General features: G+C 71.1%; 15 protein-coding genes. 11 read left to right on the top strand and 4 right to left on the bottom strand.

From position 1 onward, the window contains the following. From BMG523DRAFT_RS16345 to BMG523DRAFT_RS16320, 6 genes are all read left to right on the top strand, one after another. Nucleotides 1-925, top strand: a 925-nt coding sequence (locus BMG523DRAFT_RS16345) for a GDP-mannose 4,6-dehydratase (RefSeq protein ID WP_043591510.1), incomplete at its 5' end; no start/stop codon positions are given. Between the two features lie 107 nt (nucleotides 926-1032). Next, nucleotides 1033-2220, top strand: a complete 1188-nt coding sequence (wecB, locus tag BMG523DRAFT_RS16340) for a non-hydrolyzing UDP-N-acetylglucosamine 2-epimerase (protein ID WP_011435751.1) — start codon at nucleotides 1033-1035, stop codon at nucleotides 2218-2220. 21 nt (nucleotides 2221-2241) lie between these two features. Continuing rightward, nucleotides 2242-3588: a nucleotide sugar dehydrogenase gene (locus BMG523DRAFT_RS16335; RefSeq protein WP_035958200.1), complete on the top strand. Its 1347-nt coding sequence runs from the start codon at nucleotides 2242-2244 to the stop codon at nucleotides 3586-3588. Between the two features lie 135 nt (nucleotides 3589-3723). Beyond that, nucleotides 3724-4914 (top strand): glycosyltransferase, encoded by a 1191-nt coding sequence (locus tag BMG523DRAFT_RS16330; protein WP_043591504.1) that lies wholly within the window; start codon nucleotides 3724-3726, stop codon nucleotides 4912-4914. Between the two features lie 66 nt (nucleotides 4915-4980). Further along, on the top strand, nucleotides 4981-6339 hold the full coding sequence (locus BMG523DRAFT_RS16325) for a glycosyltransferase (protein ID WP_023841689.1): 1359 nt from the start codon (nucleotides 4981-4983) through the stop codon (nucleotides 6337-6339). Nucleotides 6340-6611: 272 nt separating this feature from the next. Next, nucleotides 6612-9395 (top strand): aconitate hydratase, encoded by a 2784-nt coding sequence (locus tag BMG523DRAFT_RS16320; RefSeq protein WP_011435755.1) that lies wholly within the window; start codon nucleotides 6612-6614, stop codon nucleotides 9393-9395. Nucleotides 9396-9706: 311 nt separating this feature from the next. Here BMG523DRAFT_RS16320 and BMG523DRAFT_RS16315 read toward each other — a convergent pair whose 3' ends face one another. Continuing rightward, the gene (locus BMG523DRAFT_RS16315; protein ID WP_011435756.1) at nucleotides 9707-10513 is read right to left on the bottom strand and encodes an inositol monophosphatase family protein; all 807 of its coding nucleotides are present in this window, start codon (nucleotides 10511-10513) and stop codon (nucleotides 9707-9709) included. A 273-nt stretch (nucleotides 10514-10786) separates the two neighbouring features. Here BMG523DRAFT_RS16315 and valS point away from each other — a divergent pair, with 273 nt between their 5' ends. Further along, nucleotides 10787-13462, top strand: a complete 2676-nt coding sequence (gene valS, locus BMG523DRAFT_RS16310; protein ID WP_035941878.1) for a valine--tRNA ligase — start codon at nucleotides 10787-10789, stop codon at nucleotides 13460-13462. A 19-nt stretch (nucleotides 13463-13481) separates the two neighbouring features. Here valS and BMG523DRAFT_RS16305 read toward each other — a convergent pair whose 3' ends face one another. The 3 genes from BMG523DRAFT_RS16305 to BMG523DRAFT_RS16295 all read right to left on the bottom strand — a co-directional run bounded on the left by BMG523DRAFT_RS16305 (nucleotide 13482) and on the right by BMG523DRAFT_RS16295 (nucleotide 16039). Further along, on the bottom strand, nucleotides 13482-14864 hold the full coding sequence (locus tag BMG523DRAFT_RS16305) for a NarK/NasA family nitrate transporter (protein ID WP_023841687.1): 1383 nt from the start codon (nucleotides 14862-14864) through the stop codon (nucleotides 13482-13484). Between the two features lie 203 nt (nucleotides 14865-15067). Beyond that, on the bottom strand, nucleotides 15068-15586 hold the full coding sequence (locus tag BMG523DRAFT_RS16300; protein WP_023841686.1) for a gamma carbonic anhydrase family protein: 519 nt from the start codon (nucleotides 15584-15586) through the stop codon (nucleotides 15068-15070). Between the two features lie 126 nt (nucleotides 15587-15712). Next, nucleotides 15713-16039 (bottom strand): DUF4235 domain-containing protein, encoded by a 327-nt coding sequence (locus BMG523DRAFT_RS16295; RefSeq protein WP_043591502.1) that lies wholly within the window; start codon nucleotides 16037-16039, stop codon nucleotides 15713-15715. A 248-nt stretch (nucleotides 16040-16287) separates the two neighbouring features. On the opposite strand from BMG523DRAFT_RS16295, the gene dut reads away from it, so the two are divergent. The 4 genes from dut (at nucleotide 16288) to BMG523DRAFT_RS16275 (ending at nucleotide 18855) form a co-directional block, all read left to right on the top strand. Then, nucleotides 16288-16878 (top strand): dUTP diphosphatase, encoded by a 591-nt coding sequence (gene dut / locus BMG523DRAFT_RS16290; protein ID WP_011435761.1) that lies wholly within the window; start codon nucleotides 16288-16290, stop codon nucleotides 16876-16878. Then, on the top strand, nucleotides 16859-17572 hold the full coding sequence (locus tag BMG523DRAFT_RS16285; protein WP_011435762.1) for a DUF3710 domain-containing protein: 714 nt from the start codon (nucleotides 16859-16861) through the stop codon (nucleotides 17570-17572). The genes dut and BMG523DRAFT_RS16285 overlap by 20 nt, the downstream gene beginning before the upstream one ends. A gap of 160 nt (nucleotides 17573-17732) precedes the next feature. Further along, complete coding sequence (locus tag BMG523DRAFT_RS16280) at nucleotides 17733-18119, top strand: OB-fold nucleic acid binding domain-containing protein (RefSeq protein WP_011435763.1); 387 nt, start codon at nucleotides 17733-17735, stop codon at nucleotides 18117-18119. A 40-nt stretch (nucleotides 18120-18159) separates the two neighbouring features. Beyond that, on the top strand, nucleotides 18160-18855 hold the full coding sequence (locus BMG523DRAFT_RS16275) for a DUF3159 domain-containing protein (protein ID WP_043591500.1): 696 nt from the start codon (nucleotides 18160-18162) through the stop codon (nucleotides 18853-18855). The last annotated feature ends 18 nt before the right edge of the window (nucleotides 18856-18873 follow it).

The following is an 18873-nucleotide window of genomic DNA, read 5'->3' as shown; positions in this document are numbered from 1 at the left end:
TCTGACGGATCTTCCGTCGTTGATCGGGGCGGTGGAGATCTCGCAGCCGGACGAGGTGTACAACCTGGGGGCGATCTCGTTCGTGGGGTTGTCGTGGAAGCAGGCGGAGCTGACCGGGGAGACGACGGGGATGGGGGTGCTGCGGGTTCTGGAGGCNTTGCGGATCGCGGGTGGTAACGACATGTCGGGGGTGCGGTTCTATCAGGCGTCGTCGTCGGAGATGTTCGGGAAGGTGCGGGAGACGCCGCAGCGGGAGTCGACGCCGTTTCATCCGCGGTCGCCGTACGGGGTGGCGAAGACGTTTGGTCACTATCTGACGGTGAATTATCGGGAGTCGTACGGGGCGTTCGCGTGTTCGGGGTTGTTGTTTAATCACGAGTCGCCGCGGCGGGGGATCGAGTTCGTGACCCGGAAGATCTCGCGGGCGGTGGCGCGGATTTCGTTGGGGTTGCAGGACTCGTTGTCGTTGGGGAATCTGGAGTCGCGGCGGGACTGGGGTTTCGCGGGGGATTACGTGGAGGCGATGTGGCGGATGCTGCAGCAGGACGCGCCGGACGATTATGTGGTGGCGACCGGGGAGACGCACAGTATCCGGGAGTTGTTGGATGTGGCGTTCGGGCGGGTGGGGATCTCGGACTGGTCGGGGTTCGTGCGGCAGGATCCCCGGTTTTTCCGGCCGGCTGAGGTGGATGTGCTGGTGGGGGATTCGTCGAAGGCGCGGGAGGTGTTGGGGTGGAAGCCGCGGGTGGGGTTCGAGGAGTTGGTGGCGATGATGGTGGACGCCGACGTCGCCACCGAGACGGAATCGGCCGCGCGCGACGGGCTCGCGGCCCCCGCCGGGCGGGCTGGGGCGGCCCGTCCCGCCGGGCCTACCGTCGTCGACCAGCCGCGCGGCGGATCGGATCGTTCCGGGGTCCGCTCGTGACCGGCGTACCTGCGGGTGGTGAGCCCGTCGCCGGTGTACCGGTGGATGGTCTGCCCGCGCCGCGGGCTCCACTCGCGGCCGCGCGCCGCCGGTCCGGACCGGTCCCGATGCTCGCCGAGTCCGGGCTCGCGCCGAGGCCGCACGCGGTGGTCGTGGCCGGGGCGCGGCCGAACTTCATCAAGATCAAGCCGATTCTGGACGCCCTCGACGCGGAGGGTTTCCGGACCACGCTCGTGCACACCGGACAGCACTATGACGAGGCGATGAGCGAGGTGTTCTTCGCCGATCTCGGGCTGCGCCCCCCTGACCATCACCTCGCGGCCGGATCGGGCTCCCACGCCGTGCAGACGGCCGCGGTCATGACGTCGTTCGAGCCGTTGCTCGACCGGCTTGCCCCGGAGATCGTCGTCGTGGTCGGCGATGTCAACTCAACTCTGGCCTGTGCGCTCGTCGCGGCGAAGGCGGGCGTGCCCGTTGCCCACGTGGAGGCGGGACTGCGTAGCGGTGACCGGTCCATGCCCGAGGAGATCAACCGTGTTGTCACCGACCACGTGTGCGACCAGCTGTTCGCGACCTCACCGGACGCGGTGGAGCATCTGTACCGGGAGGGCCTGCCCCCCCGGGCGGTCCATCTCGTCGGCAACGTCATGGTGGACACCCTCCTGGCGTGCCGGGACGAGGCGCTGGGCCGGCCGACGCTGACCGAGCTCGGCCTGCACCCGGGCGGGTACGGCCTGGTGACCATGCACCGGCCCGCCAACGTCGACGATCCGGACGTGCTCGCCGGGCTGCTCGGGGCGCTCGGGGAGATCGCGGTGCGCTGCCCGCTGGTCTTCCCGGCGCATCCCCGTACGGCGGCGCGGCTGGCCGGGATGCTCCCTCCGGGGGTTCGGCTGCTCGGACCCGTGGGCTATCTCGACTCCCTGGCGTTGCAGGCCGGGGCGCGTCTCGTGCTCACCGATTCCGGCGGCGTGCAGGAGGAGTCCACCGTGCTGGGAGTACCATGCCTGACGCTCCGTGACTCGACGGAACGTCCATTGACTGTTACCGAGGGTACCAACCGGGTGGTGGGTCGGGACCGGAGGGTGGTGGTCACGGCCGCGTTCGACACCCTGGAGCGGCCGCCTGCGCCCCGGCGTCCGGCCTTGTGGGACGGCCACGCCGCCCGCCGCATCGCGCGAATTCTGGCCCGGGTGGTCGCCCCCCCGCCGGAACCGGGCCGTCCGGGCGCACCGGATCCGGCGATCCGTCCGCCGACCCAGGACACAGCTAGCCACCTACCTCTCTCTATGTAAACAATCTGACACACTATGTGTATGACTTCGAAGAAGCTGGTGGTCGTCGGGCAGGGATACGTCGGTCTCCCGCTCGCGATGCGGGCGGTCGATGTGGGTTGGCGGGTCGTCGGGGTGGACGTGGACGAGAGCCGTGTCGCCCGGCTGGCCGCCGCGCGGTCCTACGTCGAGGACATCCCCGACAGGCAGCTCGTGGCAGCGTTGGGGTCGGGCCGGTACGAGCCGACGTCGGACTACGCCCGCGCCGCGGCGTTCGACGTCGCGGTGATCACTGTCCCTACCCCGTTGCGGGAGGGGGCTCCCGACCTGTCCTACATCGTGGGCGCGGCGCGCAGCCTCGCGCCGCTGGTCCGGCCGGGCGTGACCGTGATCCTGGAGTCGACGACCTATCCGGGGACGACCGAGGAGCTGTTCGCCCCGCTGCTCACCGAGGGTTCCGGTCTGCACCCTGGTATCGACTTCCATCTCGGCTACTCGCCGGAGCGGATCGATCCGGGTAACCGGGTGTGGAACCTGGTGAACACCCCCAAGGTCGTCTCCGGGGTGCACGAGGACTCCCTGGCGGCCGTGAGCGCCTTCTACGACACCGTGGTCGAGCGGACGGTTCCGGTCGGCTCGACCCGGACCGCCGAACTCACCAAACTGCTGGAGAACACCTTCCGGCATGTCAACATCGCGCTGGTGAACGAACTGGCGATGTTCGCGCACGAACTCGGCGTCGACGTGTGGGAGGCGATCGACGCGGCCTCCACCAAGCCGTTCGGGTATCTGCGGTTCACTCCCGGCCCGGGGGTCGGCGGCCACTGCCTGCCCATCGACCCGTCGTACCTGTCCTGGCGGGTGCGCCGCAGCCTCGGCCGCAGCTTCCGATTCGTCGAGCTCGCCAACGACATCAACGACCACATGCCTGACCACGTGGTGCGGCGGGTCACCGAGATGCTCAACACCCGGCGACGGTCGGTCGCGGGCAGCCGCATCCTGCTGCTGGGACTCGCCTACAAGAAGAACACCGGGGATGCGCGCGAGTCGCCCGCGACGCGGGTGGCCACCCTGCTCGCCGACCTCGGTGCCCACGTGCGAGCGGCGGACCCGCACGTCGACGCGGCCCGGCTGCCGCCCCGGGTGACCCTGGTGGAGGTGGATGCGGGAGAGCTTGCGGCCGCGGATCTGGTGGTGCTCCTGGTCGACCACGACGCCTTCGACCGTGACCAGGTGGCACGGCATGCCTGTGCGGTCCTCGACACCCGGCACTGGCTGCCCACGCACGACCGGGGCCGCCGGCCGGTGGCGGCAGGCGGGGGACACCCGCTGATACCGGCGCAGGTCGCGCGGCACGACGAGCTTGCGTTCGCCGTGGAACCCCTGTGACCCCCTCCCACCTTCTGACGCCATCCCACCCTCGCGGCGTCCCGCATCTTCCCGTATCTTCTCGTATCTTTATGTAGTTGAATGATAACTGAAAATTATCGTCATCGAGAGGGTGCGGGCGGAGGGGCGGGTGCCATGCGGGTCGTCGCCACCGACGCGTGGTTCCATCACCGGCCGAGTGGGTGGCGGCGCCGGGGCCCGATAACGGTGCTGAAGGTGCTGAACCGGATGGAGCGCTCCGGCATTCATCCGGGGGCCGTGAACCTGCTCCGCCGCCTCGACCAGGACGAGTTCCGGCTGTTGTTCGCGGTGACGTCCGGCGCGGCAGGAGCGTTCGACGGTGAGATCCGGGCGCTCGGCGGCGAGGTGTACCACTGCCGGGCCGACTGGCGCTTTCCATGGTCCTTCCTGAGGCTGCTGCGCCAGGTACGCCCGGACGTGGTGCAGGCGGAGGTGGTGCAGGCGGACGTGACGATCCTCTCCGGGGTGGTCCTCGCGCTGGCCCGGCTCGGGGGGGTTCGGCGCCGCGTCGCCTACCTCGCCGATGCCCCGGACCGGCACGGCGACAGCCTGGGCGGCCGGGTGCGGCGGATCGTCGGCCGGTTGCTGCTCGACCGGTTCGCCACCCATCTGGTCGCGGTGAGCGAGGCGGTGATGCGGGGTCTGTGGCGGGAGAACTGGCGGCTCGACTCCCGTTGCCGCGTCATCTACCACGGCGTCGAGCTGGAACCGGTCGGCGTCGCCATCGCGGCCCGCCGCCGCGCGGAGGAACTCGCCGAGGACGATCAGGAGCTTGTCACCATCGTCCACGTTGCCTGCCCGGATTCGGCGAAGAGCCGGGACCGGGCCGTGGAGATTCTCGCGGCGCTGCGGGGGCGGTCTGTGAACGCCCGGCTCCTCTTCGTGGGTCGTCAGGATGCCTCCGAGACGGCCCGGCTGGTCGCGCTGGCGTCTCGACGTGGCGTCGCTGACCACGTCGAGTTCATCGGCGAGGTTCTTGAGATCCCACGCCTGCTGGTCGCGGCCTCGCTGCTGCTGGTCACCTCCCGCCACGAGGGCCTGACCGGCATCGTGCTCGAGGCCTGCGCGGTCGGGACGCCCGTGCTCTGCGCGGACCTGCCCGGGGTCGACGAGATCGCCCGGCTGCTCCCCGGCGTGACGATCCTGCCGCTGCGTATCTCCGACGCGGTCTGGGCCGACACCGCCGAGATGCTCACCGCCGTTCCCCCGACCATTGATCAGCGCCGGGAGGCGATGCGTCTGCTGCGCCGGTCCCCGTTCACGATGGAGCACTGGCAACGCGACATCACGGCGGTGTGGTGGTAGCCGGCGTCCCCGCCCGTCCGGGTACCGCCACCGTCCGGCCACGACCAGGAAGGACGACCGCCCACGATGAAGATAGTCACCTTGCTCGAGGCGGGGGACGGCCCGCGGTGGCCCGTCGCGCACGCCGTAGCCGAAAGGGAGAGCGGGGACCGCGTCATCGTCCTGATGCCCCCGCCTGACCACGTCGACAGTCCACTGGCCCGGGAGTTGACCGCGGGCGGCGTGGAGGTCGTCGCGAGCCCCGTGCCGCACCGGGGAGCGTCGATCCGCCGTCAGGCCGGTGGGATTCTCCGGCTGCGGGCGGAGCTGGCCGCGCTCGGGGCGGACGTCGTCCACTACCACCACTACGCCTCGGCGGTGGCCGCCCGCCTCGCCACCGTGGGCACCACGATCACCCGCGTGTACATGGTCGCGAACCCTCTGCACCTGGACCACCCGCTGATCCGGCCGGTCGAGCGGGTGCTCTGTCGGCTCGATCACCTGCTGATCGCGCCGACCTCCGACGTCCGGTGCCGCTACGCCGCGCTCGGCCAGCCGGTGCGCCGCCTGCGCACCGTGTCCTACGGCGTGGATCTGGACCGGTTCACGCCGGCGGACGACCGGGAGCGCCGGGGGGTCCGGACGGATCTCGATCTGCCCGAGAACGGGTTCGTGGCGGTGCGGGTGGCGCACTTCCACCCGCCCGGTCGTCTTGTCCATCCGGGCCGGGGGGTGGCGGGCCACGAGGTACTGCTGGCGGCCTGGTCGCGGTTCGTCGAGCTGGGCGGTCGCGGCACCCTGATCCTCGTTGACGGGGCTCCCGAGGGCGGGGAGGACGTCGCCGGTCGGCGCAACGAGGCCGCGGTCCGTTACCGCGAGCGGGTCCGGGTCTGGGCCGGGGCGCTTCCCGGCGCGGCGGCGGTGCGCTGGGTGCACGGTGTCCGCGACGTGCGGCCGTACTACGCCGCCGCCGATGTGAACGTGGTGTCCTCCTGGGTGGAGGACTACGGCGCCATCGGGGTGGCGTCGGCCTGCGGGGTACCGACCGTGGCGACGCGGGTCGGGGCGATCAGCGAGCTGGTGGACGACGAGACCGGCTGGCTGGTGGCACCCGGCGACGCGGTGGCGGTGGCGGAGTGTCTCACCGACGCCGCGGCCGGCCGGCGGACACCCGCCGCGCGCGACCGAGGCTTCGCCGCGCGGGCACGGGCCGAGAAGCTGCTGGATCGCCGGTCGTTGAGCCAGGACGTCGTCGCTGCCCTGCACGAGGCCGTGCGCGGCGCGCGGTCGTGGCACGCGTGCTCCGGCCCGGGCCGGAGCGTGCCGGGATGCACCGGGGACCGAAAGAACGAGTTCACCCGCAGGTGGGGTGATTATTGCCGAACATTCCGCCGTTGTGGGCAGGGGCCGCCGGCAGCTTCCGCTACTGTTAGCAGTGTTAAGTAATTGCTGGAGTCGGGCGTGACGACCTTGTTCGGGAGGCCCTGGCGGTTCCCGCCGACCCGGAGGGTCGGCGGGGTCACAGCGTCGCGGGCGCGGTGCGAGACGCGCCGGAATGCCAGGATGGGACGGAGCTGGCCGAGGCAGGCAGGCGCCGGATGCGTGCCCACCCGGGGCCGTGGGTCCGGTGTCACCATGGTGCGGCCAGCCGGGCGGGGCCATGGGAGCGAGCCCCGCCGCTCGCGGGTGGCGGGCGGCGGGCGACGAGGAGGAGAACGATGGACACCTTCGGCAGTACCGGATCGCTCGTGGTGGGTGATCGCACCTACACGATCAGGCGGCTGGACGCGGTGCCCGGGGCCGATCGACTCCCCTACAGCCTCAAGGTGCTGTTGGAGAACCTTCTGCGTACCGAGGACGGCGCGAACATCACCGCGGACCACGTCCGGGCGCTGGCGAACTGGGATCCCTCGGCCGCCCCCAGCCAGGAGATCCAGTTCACGCCCGCCCGCGTCATCATGCAGGACTTCACCGGTGTGCCGTGTGTGGTGGACCTTGCCGCCATGCGGGAGGCGATGGCCGCCCTCGGCGGCGACCCATCGAAGATCAATCCGCTGGCCCCCGCCGAGCTCGTGATCGACCACTCGATCATCGCCGACCACTTCGGCCGGCCGGACGCGTTCGAGCTCAACGCGGCGCTGGAGTTCGGCCGCAACCGGGAGCGTTACCAGTTCCTGCGCTGGGGTCAGGAGGCGTTCGACAACTTCACCGTCGTCCCGCCGAACACCGGCATCGTGCACCAGGTCAACCTGGAGCACCTCGCCCGGGTCGTCTTCACGAAGCAGACGGCCGATGGGACGCTGGCCTACCCCGACACCCTCGTGGGCACGGACAGCCACACCACGATGATCAACGGTCTCGGCGTGCTCGGCTGGGGCGTCGGCGGCATCGAGGCCGAGGCCGCCATGCTCGGCCAGCCGGTGAGCATGCTTATCCCCACTGTGGTGGGCTTCAAGCTGACCGGCGAGCTGCCGACGGGCACCACCGCGACCGACATGGTGCTCGTCATTACCGAGATGCTGCGTCGGCACGGCGTCGTCGGCCGGTTCGTCGAGTTCTACGGCGACGGCGTGACGAACGTCCCGCTGGCGAACCGGGCGACCATCGGCAATATGAGCCCCGAGTACGGCTCCACCTGCGCGATCTTCCCGATCGACGCGGAGACACTGAACTACCTCAGGCTGACCGGCCGTCCCGCGGAGCTGGTGGCGTTGGTCGAGGCGTACGCCAAGGAGCAGGGCCTCTGGCACGACCCGAGCCGCGAGGCCGCTTACACGACCACCCTTGAGCTGGACCTGTCCACCGTCGAGCCGTCGCTTGCCGGGCCCAAGCGCCCGCAGGACCGGGTGCCGCTGGCGAGCGCGAAGCAGGCCTTCCGGGCGGCGTTGGTCGACTACGCCCAGCCCCTGGTGCTCACGAACGGCGGCGCGGACGAGGCGGATGCCGAGTCCTTCCCGGCCTCCGACCCGGCGGCCGCATTCGCCGACAAGCCCTCCGACGCCCCGATCTCGGTGAACGCCGTGGTCGGGGACGTCGCCGCCCGCCCGTCCAACCCGACGGCGGTCACCCTCGCCGACGGCACGGGCGTCGAGATCGACCACGGCGCCGTCGCCGTCGCGGCCATCACCTCCTGCACCAACACGTCCAACCCGCAGGTCATGATCGGCGCTGCCCTGCTGGCCCGCAACGCCGTCGAGAAGGGGCTCACCCGCAAGCCGTGGGTGAAGACCACCCTCGCGCCGGGCTCGAAGGTGGTCATGGACTACTACGAGCGGGCGGGGCTCGTGCCCTACCTGGACAAGGTCGGCTTCAACCTGGTCGGGTTCGGCTGCACCACCTGCATCGGTAACTCCGGGCCGCTGCCGGAGGAGATCAGTGCCGCGGTGAACGACGCGGACCTGGCGGTGGTCAGCGTGCTGTCGGGCAACCGCAACTTCGAGGGCCGGATCAACCCCGACATCAAGATGAACTACCTGGCGTCCCCGCCGCTGGTGGTCGCCTACGCGCTGGCCGGCACCATGGACATCAACCTCGACACCGACCCGCTGGGCACCGGCACCGGCGGGGAGCCCGTCTACCTGCGTGACATCTGGCCGAGCGAGGCCGAGGTCGCCGCGGTCGTCGGCGACGCCATCCAGTCCGAGATGTACGAGTCCGACTACGCCGACCTGTCCGGTGACGAGCGCTGGCGTTCGCTGCCGCTCGGTGATGGCGGGGAGGTGTCGCGGACGTTCGCCTGGGCGCCCGACTCCACCTACGTCCGGCACCCTCCGTACTTCGAGGGGATGGCGGCGAAGCCGGAGGCCCGGACCGACATCATCGACGCCCGGGTGCTGGCGGTGCTCGGCGACTCGGTCACCACCGACCACATCTCCCCGGCTGGTTCGATCAAGAAGGACTCGCCTGCCGGCCGCTACCTCACCGAGCACGGGGTCGCGCCCGCCGACTTCAACTCCTACGGGTCGCGGCGCGGCAACCACGAGGTGATGATCCGCGGCACGTTCGCCAACATCCGGTTGCGCAACCGGCTGGCGCCGGGCACCGAGGGCGGCGTCACCCGGCACCTGCCAGACGGCGAGCAGCTGGCCATCTACGACGCCGCGCAGAAATACGCCGCCGAGGGTGTGCCGCTGGTGATCCTGGCTGGTAAGGAGTACGGCTCGGGTTCCTCCCGGGACTGGGCGGCGAAGGGTACCTCGCTGCTCGGCGTGCGGGCGGTCATCGCCGAGTCCTACGAGCGCATCCACCGGTCGAATCTGATCGGTATGGGCGTGCTGCCGCTGCAGTTCCCCGCCGGCGAGTCGGTGGAGTCGCTCGGCCTGACCGGGGAGGAGACGTTCACCATCACGGGCCTCGCCGAGGTGGACGAGAGGACCCCGCCCATCACGGTACGTGCCGGCGACAAGACCTTCGAGGCGGTCGTGCGGATCGACACCCCCGGCGAGGCGGAGTACTACCGCCACGGCGGGATCCTGCTGTACGTCCTGCGCTCGTTGCTGTAGCCCACGACCGATGATCCGGGGCCGGCGGGTTCGCTCCCTGCCGGCCCCGCCCGCCGGTCCGCATGCCGCGCGCCCCCGTTCCCGTTTCCCGGACTGAGAAGCGACACGCCGTCAGCGGTATCAGTTGGGGAGGAACACCGTCATGCCCGGACAGTGGGACGCCACCGTCAAGTCGGTCTACGCCGTCGACAGTGGTACCTCGGGATCCGCTCCCGCGGCGGTCTCAGTCGGGCGCTCGTCGCAGCCGGAATCGACGACGTCGTGCCCTGGCCGTGAGCGGGGCCGGTGGTGGGCTCGCCCGGTCGGGGACCTCAGTCGCGGTCGGCGGGGGGATCCTCGGCGAGCAGGGCGGTCAGCGCCGGGAACAGGGCCGGCGGGGCGGCGACGGTGAGATCTTCGCCCGCCGGGCGGCCGTGCAGCCCACCGACCCGCAGCCCGGCCTCCACCGCCACCAGGCCGCCGGCGGCCTGGTCCCAGGGCTTCAGCCCACGCTCGTAGTAGGCGTCGACGAGGCCGCCGGCCGCCGCGCACAGGTCCAGCGAGGCCGCACCCATCCGACGGAGGTCGCGCACCCGGGGCACCACCCGGCTGGCGACAGCGGCCTGCGCGGCCCGGCGGGACGCCGTGTAGCCGAAACCCGTTGCGACGAGGGCGCCGGCCAGCGTCGTCACCGTGGAGCCGGTCAGCGGTTCCCCGTCCCGGTACGATCCGCCGCCCCGCGTGGCGGTGTAGGTCGCGCCCAGCGCCGGGGCGTGCACAACCCCGGCGACGACCTCCCCGTCGACCTCGGCGGCGATCGAGACCGCCCAGTTGGGCAGCCGGTAGAGGAAGTTCACCGTCCCGTCGAGCGGGTCGACGATCCAGCGCACCCCGGTCGTGCCGGCGGAGTCCGAACCCTCCTCGCCGAGCAGTCCGTCGCCGGGGCGCAGTTCGGCGAGCCGCCGGGCGACGAGCGCCTCGGAGGCGCGGTCGAGAGCGGTCACGACGTCGGTGGGAGACGACTTCGTCGTCTCCGCGGCCACGGTGCCCTCCCGGCCCCGCGCGAGCAGGTCACCCGCCGCACGGGCGATCGTCAGCGCAATGGCGAGCAGTTCGTCCGGGTCTGGCAGGTCGCTCATCGTCCGGCGCTCCAGGGATCGGCACGAAGTGGGGATCGGCACGGGAGTACGGTCCGTTCAACGGTTCATCCTGCCAAGACGGCCGGTCGTGTACTCCCCATGGAACGTGAGAGGTGTCACGTCCGTCGACCTCTTCCGCTTCCCGTTTCCGTTCCGTTCCGGCTCCGGCTCCGGCCCAGGGGCGCCTGCCCGGGCCGGAACCTCGCCGGTCCGCCGACCGGGGGACCTCGGCGGTCGATGACCACGATCGAGGCGCCCGTAGGATCGTTACTTGTGGTTGCGACAGACGGTACGGAACGGTCCACCCGCGCGGTCCCGGCGAAGCCGAGCCTGGACGGCATCGAGGCGCGCTGGTCGACGGTATGGCAGGACGAGGGCACCTACGCGTTCGACCGGACGGTCGACCGCGGGCAGGTCTACTCCATCGACACCCCGCCGCCGACCGTCAGCGGTTCCCTGCACGTGGGGCACGTCTTCTCGTACACCCACACCGACCTGATCGCCCGCTACCAGCGGATGCGGGGTCGCGAGGTCTTCTACCCGATGGGCTTCGACGACAACGGGCTGCCGACCGAGCGCCGGGTCCAGAACTACTTCGCTGTCCGCTGCGAGCCGTCGCTGCCCTACGACCCGGGTTTCACTCCGCCGGACAAGCCCGGCAAGGAGCAGGTCCCGATCTCGCGACGCAACTTCGTCGAGCTCTGCGAGCGGCTGACCCTGGAGGACGAGAAGGGCTTCGAGCAGCTCTGGCGCAGGCTGGGGCTCTCCGTCGACTGGTCGTACACCTACGCGACGATCGACGCCCGGTCGCGGACCGTTGCGCAGCGGGCCTTTCTGCGCAACCTCGCTCGGGGGGAGGCCTATCTTGCCGAGGCCCCGACGCTGTGGGACGTCACCTTCCGTACCGCGGTGGCCCAGGCCGAGCTGGAGGACCGGGACCGCCCCGGCGCGTACCACAGCCTGGCCTTCCCCCGGTCGGGCGTCTCCGCCCCGAGCAGCGGGCTGGACCCGGCGGGCTCCGGGGATCTGGCGGGCTCCGGGGATCTGGCGGACCCGATTGTCATCGAGACGACCCGTCCCGAGCTGCTGCCCGCCTGCGTCGCCCTGGTCGCCCATCCGGACGACCCGCGTTACCAGTCGTTGTTCGGCGCCACGGTGCGGACCCCGCTGTTCGACGTTGAGGTCCCGGTGGTCGCGCACCGGTTGGCCGACCCCGAAAAGGGATCCGGCATCGCGATGATCTGCACCTTCGGCGACCTCACCGACGTGACGTGGTGGCGCGAGCTGCGGCTGCCGGCGCGTGCGGTGATCGGCCGTGACGGCCGGTTCATCCCGGACCCACCGGGCGCCGTCACCTCCGCGGCCGGCCGGGAGCGGTACGCCGAGCTCGCCGGAAAGACCGTGCACAGCGCCCGGGCGCGGATCGTCGAACTGCTCGCCGGGTCCGGCGCGCTGCTCGGCGATCCGCGGCCGATCACCCATCCGGTCAAGTTCTACGAGAAGGGCGACCGGCCGCTGGAGATCGTGACGACCCGCCAGTGGTACCTCCGCAACGGCGGGCGGGACGAGCCGCTGCGGGCCGCGCTGCGTGGACGCGGCCAGGAGCTGCGCTGGTACCCGGACTACATGAAGGTCCGCTACGAGAACTGGGTCGACGGCCTCAACGGCGACTGGCTGATCAGCCGGCAGCGGTTCTTCGGCGTGCCGTTCCCGGTGTGGTACCCGCTGGACGCCGCCGGTGCGCCGCGGTATGACGCGCCGATCGTGCCCGACGAGGCCTCGCTGCCGGTCGACCCGTCCAGCGACGTCCCGCCCGGGTACGCCGCCGAGCAGCGGGGCGTGCCCGGCGGGTTTGCCGCCGACCCCGACGTGATGGACACCTGGGCGACGTCTTCGCTCACCCCACTGATCGCCAGCGGCTGGGAGCACGATACCGATCTGTTCTCCCGGGTCTTCCCGATGGACCTGCGTCCGCAGGCGCACGAGATCATCCGGACCTGGTTGTTCTCGACGGTGGTGCGCACCCACGCCGAGTTCGACGTGCTGCCCTGGTCGAACGCGGCGATCTCCGGTTGGATCCTCGACCCGGACCGTAAGAAGATGTCGAAGTCCAAGGGCAACGTGGTGACCCCGATGGGCCTGCTCGAGGAGCATGGGTCGGACGCGGTCCGTTATTGGGCGGCGTCCGGGCGGCCGGGTACCGACACCGCCTTCGATGTCGGCCAGATGAAGAACGGCCGCCGGCTCGCCATCAAGATCCTCAACGCCAGCCGGTTCGCGCTCGGTCTTGCCGTGACCCCCGACGCCGGGGTCTCCGACGCCGAGGTCTCCGACGCCGGGGCGGCCCCCGCCCCGGCCAGTGAACCGCTGGACCGTGCCCTGCTGGCCGCCTTGGCCGACGTGGTCGACGCCGCCACCGCGGCCTTCGACGGCTACGACTACGCCCGGGCCCTCGAGGTCACCGAGTCGTTCTTCTGGCGGTTCTGTGACGACTACGTCGAGCTTGTGAAGGGCCGGGCGTACGGCTCCTCCGGGGCGGCGGGCGCGGCCTCCGCGCACACCACGCTCTCGGTGGCCCTGTCAGCGCTGCTCCGGCTGTTCGCCCCGGTCCTGCCGTTCGTCACCGAGGAGGTCTGGTCCTGGTGGCGTCCCGGTTCGGTGCACCGGGCGAGCTGGCCGGACGCCGCCGAGATCCGCAAGCTCGCCGAGGGCGCCCGCGTGGAGCTCCTCGGTGCCGTCGGGGCGGCGCTGTCCGGTGTCCGCCGGGCCAAGTCCGAGGCGAAGGTGTCGCAGAAGGCCGAGGTCGCGAGCGTCCGGATCAGCGGCGAGGCCGACCTCGTCGCCCTCGTCGAGTCGGTGGCCGCGGACCTGCGCAGCGCCGGCAGCATCCGGGAGCTCACGCTGAGCCCGACCGGCGGCGAGATCGCCGTCGCCGTCGAACTGGCCTGAACACCGGGCACAGCCGGGATCAGATGCCGGCAAGACGCCTGGCCGAGGGCCGCAGATACACGAACCAGGTCACCACGAAGCACAGCGCGTAGAAGGCGATGAAGGAGATGTACGCCGCGTTGCCGGTCCGGTAGCTCAGGAACGACTGCCGGAAGGCCAGGTTCACCAGCACCCCGCCGAACGCGCCGATCGCGCCGGCCAGGCCGATGAGGGCTCCGGACAGCCGCCGGGCCGAGTGCTGCGCCGCGACCGGGTCGCCACCGGCGTCGATGCTGGCCTGGGCCTTCGCCCGGAAGATCGCCGGGATCATCTTGTACGTCGACCCGTTCCCGACGCCACTGAAGACGAACAGCGCGATGAACCCGACCAGGAACAGAGGAAGCGACTCCGTCAGCGAGGCGACGAGCACGATCGCGGCCGCGGCCGCCATCGCCACGAAGTTGACGAAGGTGACCTTCGCTCCGCCGACGCGGTCCGCCAGGATGCCGCCGGCCGGGCGGATCAGCGAGCCGAGCAGCGGACCGAGGAAGGTCAGGTAGGCGGCCTTGATCGGGGTGCTGAACTGGTCGTGGAACTGCACCTGGAGCACCTGGCCGAACGCGAAGCCGAACCCGATGAACGACCCGAACGTGCCGATGTAGAGCAGCGACATCACCCAGGTGTGACCGTCACGGGCGACGTCGCGCATCGCCCCCCGGTCGTTCTTCGCGCTCGACAGGTTGTCCATGAACAGCGCCGCGCCGAGCGTCACCAGGACGATCAGCGGGATGTAGACGGCAAGGACGACCCGGGGGTGGTCCTTGCCGGCGGTGGCGAGGACGAGCAGGCCGACAAGCTGGATCGCGGCCACCCCCAGGTTTCCGCCGCCGGCGTTCAGCCCCAGGGCCCAGCCCTTCAGCCGCTCCGGGTAGTAGGCGTTGATGTTGGTCATCGAGGAGGCGAAGTTACCGCCTCCGACCCCCGCGACCGCGGCGACGATCAGCAGGGTGGGGTAGGAGACGCCGGGGGAGAGAACGACGGCCGCGAGGATCGTCGGCACGAGGAGCAACGCCGCGCTGAAGATGGTCCAGTTACGCCCCCCGAACCGGGCGACGGCGAAGGTGTAGGGGATCCGCAGCGCACTGCCGACGAGCGCGGGCAGCGAGGTCAACAGGAACTTGCCGGCCGGGTCGATGTGGTAGGCCGGTCCGAGGAACAGGACCGTCACCGCCCACAGCGACCAGATCGAGAACCCGATGTGCTCGGCCAGGATCGAGAAGATCAGGTTTCGGCGGGCGATGCGGGAACCGCCGTTGTTCCAGAAGGTGCGGTCCTCGGGCCGCCAGTCGTCGATCCAGTGGCCGCGTCGGGACGGACCGGTCACGGTGCCGGTAGTCGGGACGCCTTCCAGCGTGGCGCTCATAGATGATCCTCCGAGGTGCGGGTGATGCCACGACGGTAGGAACGCGCCGTTACGTGGCGCGGCGTCGGCTGTGACACTCTCTGAGACATCCGCTCACCTGGGTGGGGACCCAACGGTGAGACCTCGGGCGCACCGGCCGTCGGGCCGTCGGCGGACCCGCCGGGAGGGCTGGGCGAGGCGTGGGTGGCCCGGCGGTCGACCGGTCAGTCGATCCGGCGTAGCTGCTCGCGGTAGTGCTTGCCGTTCGCCACGTAGATCGCGGCCCCGGCGGCGAGGGCACCCGGGGCGACGGAGTCCGGCAGGATCTTCGCCGGCACGCCGAGCGCCCTCGCGCCCGGCGGCACGACCGTGCCGCCCACGACGACCGCGCCCGCGCCGACCAGCGCGCCCCGGCCGATCCGGACCCGGTGGAGTACCACCGAACCGGAACCGACCAGGGCGCCGTCCTCGACGACACAACCCTCCAGGTGAGCCAGATGCCCGACGGTGCAGTCGTCGCCCACTACCGTGGTGAGCTCCTCGGTGGCGTGGATCACCGTGCCGTCCTGGATGGACGTGCGGGCACCGATCTCGATCGTCCCGTAGTCGCCACGCAGCACCGCGCCCGGCCACACCGTGGACTCGGGCCCGATCGTCACCGTGCCGATGACCGTCGCGTCCGGATGGACGTAGGCCGTGGGATCGATGGTGGGGACGGCGTCCCCCAGGGCGTACACGGCCATCCGAGCCTCCCGCTGATCGCGACGCCGCCGATCCGGACGGCGCACCGGTTGATCCCATCGTGCCTGGAAAGGAGCAGCCGGGTACCCCGGAGAGCGGCTCGTGGTCGGTGCTCGTCGGTCACGCGTTCAGTCCTCGGATGCCGTCCGCTCCTCGGAGAAGGAGGTCTTCGGGTGGAGCATGCCGGGCGGCGGTGAACCCGTCGCCCGGGCCCATCCGCGCGCGGCCGCGCGCTCGGCCGCCAACCGGCCGATCCCGATCGCGAGACCCGAGATCGCCGCCCAGGCGACGGCCTCCGTCCAGGCGGTGTCCGGGTCCGCCGGGTTGGCCGGCGGGTCGGACTTGCGTACCTTGCGGTACAGGGCGTTCACGACTCGGCTCGCGGCCATGCCCGCGAGCGCGGTCGCCCCTCCGCCGACGATCTTCCATCCCAGCTTTGACGCTGCTTTCGCCACCCCACACCTCTCGTTCCTCGGCGAGGACCATGTCGGTCCGCCCGCCCCCTGCTTACCCCGACCGGCCTGCTTGGCCCCTCGGATCGTCTTGGCCTCTCGGATCATCTGCTATCCGATCACGCCGGGATACGCCCGCCGGAGTCCGGGGCTTGCTGCGGCCCGTCGGACCGGCAGGCCGATGGCGGGACGAGGGCCATGGCCTAGCGTGGGGGTCACGCCCGGACCGGGCACCCTCGACCAGGAGAGCCATGACCGCCACCGATCCGACGACGCCCACCGCCCCGCCCACCGCCCCGCCTCCCGCGTCCGCGGTGCCACTCGCCGTGCAGCCCGCGCCCGCCGTACCGGGTCGGGTGGAGATCCTCGTCCGCCGGTCGGACCGCGAGCTGGCGCTGCCGGCGTACGCCCAGCCGTCGGACGCGGGGGCGGACCTGGTGACGGCCCAGGACGTGACGCTCGGCCCGGGGGAGCGGGCGACGGTCGGAACCGGTCTGAGCATCGCCCTGCCGGCCGGGTACGCGGCGTTCGTCCATCCGCGCAGTGGCCTGGCCGCGCGGCACGGCCTGTCCGTGGTCAACGCCCCGGGAACGGTGGACGCCGGTTACCGTGGAGAAATCAAAGTCGTTCTGATCAATACCGACCGATCTGACACGATCATCCTGCATCGGGGCGACCGGATCGCCCAGCTGGTCGTGCAGCGCGTGGAGCACGCCGTGTTCCGGGAGGTCGATGAGCTGCCGGCCTCGGTGCGCGGAAGCGGCGGGTTCGGCTCCACGGGGGGTTTCGGGTCCGCCGGGGGGGCAGGAAAGGAGACCACCGGTGTTCGGACGAGGACGTAGGGAGTTCGACCGTCGCGGGGCCTCCGAGATGGACGTCCCCGAGAAGGTCACCTCGCGGGGCTCGTCGGAGCCCGATGGTCCCTACGACATCGCGCAGGCACCCGATGACGACGTGCATCGCCTCGATCTCGGGTCGTTGCGGATTCCGGCGCTCGACGGCATGCAGGTGCAGTTCCAGGTCGAGGAGTCGACCGGCAAGCCGCTGACGGTGCTGGTGACCGACGGGCGCAGCGCGATGGAGCTCTCCGTCTTCGCGGCGCCGAAGAGCCGGGGCCTGTGGGACGAGGTGCGGGCCGAGATCCTGGAGACCATTCAGGGGGGCGGTGGGTCGGAGGCGGACGGTCGCTACGGCCCCGAACTGCGGATGAGCTTGCCGACCGGGCGGCCGGGCGAGACCGTGCCGGGCCGGATGATCGGTGTGGACGGTCCGCGCTGGTTTCTGCGGGCGGTGGTGACTGGCGCGGCCGGACAGGATCCGGCGGCCGGCCCCCTCCTGGACGCCGCGTTGCGCAATCTGATCATTTCTCGTGGTGACGGCGCGATGCCGGTGCGGGATCCGTTGCCCCTGAGGCTGCCTAAAGAGATCACCGATCACCCCGATCACCCCGATGGTTCCGGCGGACCGGTCGCCTCGGCGACCAGCGGACGGCCCGAGATGCCCGTGCGCGGTGCGCGTATAGCCGAGATCCGCTGACCGCCCTGTGCCCGGGGTCCCCGCATTGCGCCGAAGGCGCCATGCGGGGCGGGCACATTGAGTACCGGTCATGCGTTGCATGAGACGTGTTGAACGTGCTGGACGTGCTCGAGCCGCAGTTGCTTGCGCCGAGTCGCCGGCGAGCCGGATCGGAGGAGCCGTGGGCGAGTCACGCGGCTGGTTGGGGCGCAAGCTCCACAGACTGACAGCAGGGACGAGCGAGCTCGACGCCGAGGACCTCCAGGCGGCCTCGGCGGCGGCGGGTGCCGCCCCGATGAGCGGCTGTCGTGACCGGGACGAGATCTGCGTCGCGGGTACCATCCAGGCCGTGACGGTACGTGCGCGGTCGGGTGCACCGGCCCTGGAGGTCGACATCTACGACGGTAGCGGCACCGTCACGTTGGTCTTCCTCGGCCGCCGGGACATCCCGGGCCTGCGGGCTGGCGCGTCGGTCAAGGCCTCCGGGCGCGTTACCGTGCAGGAGAACCGTCCGATCATCTTCAACCCGCGTTACGAACTACTCCCCGTTCCGTCGGCGAGCGCCTAGGTCGGCGGGTCCGCCCAACCCGACGGGATCCCAACCAGACATGCCACGTACGCCATCTCCCGACACGCCGCCGATGACGATGTCCGAGGCCATCGGCGGCCCACGGGGGATCATCGACAGCTCCGTGCCCACCGTGGCGTTCGTGACGGTGAACGCCGAGGCCGGACTGACCGCCGGCATCGCGGTCGCCATTGCCACGGCGGCCGCTCTGCTGGCGCTGCGCATCGTGCGCCGTGAGCCGACCCAGCAGACCTTCTCGGGGTTGTTCGCCGTGGCGGTCGCCGCATTCGTGGCCTCTCGTACCGGGAATGCGAAGGGGTTCTTCCTGCCCAGCATCGCGAAGAACGCGCTCTGGGGGGTGGTGGCCCTGCTGTCGATCGTCCTGCGCCGGCCGGTGGCGGGGTATCTCATGGCCGGTCTGGACAGCCGCTATGCGAGCTGGCAGCGGGTACCCTGCCAGCGGCGGGCCGCGGTGTGGGCGACGGTGGTCTGGATCGCTGTGTTCGGTGTGCGGTTCGTCGTGCAGGGGGTGCTCTACCTCGCCGACCAGCCCGGCTGGCTGGCCGCGGCCAACATCGCCCTGGGACTTCCGCTGTTCGGTGTCGCGGTGTTGGCCAGCTTCGCCATCGTCCGCCGGATCGCACCGCTGCCCCCCGCCGCCACCGACTCGACGGTCGTGGCCGGCGAGGTGCTGGCCGAGGACGCCCCGCGCGGCGAGCGGCGGCCTGCCGGCTGACCGCCTCCGCATCGCCAG

It is taken from the genome of Frankia sp. BMG5.23 (assembly GCF_000685765.2).
GTDB classification, from domain to species: domain Bacteria; phylum Actinomycetota; class Actinomycetes; order Frankiales; family Frankiaceae; genus Frankia; species Frankia casuarinae.
Note: the sequence above shows the minus strand (reverse complement) of the source record. Positions and strands in the feature narration are given on the sequence as shown.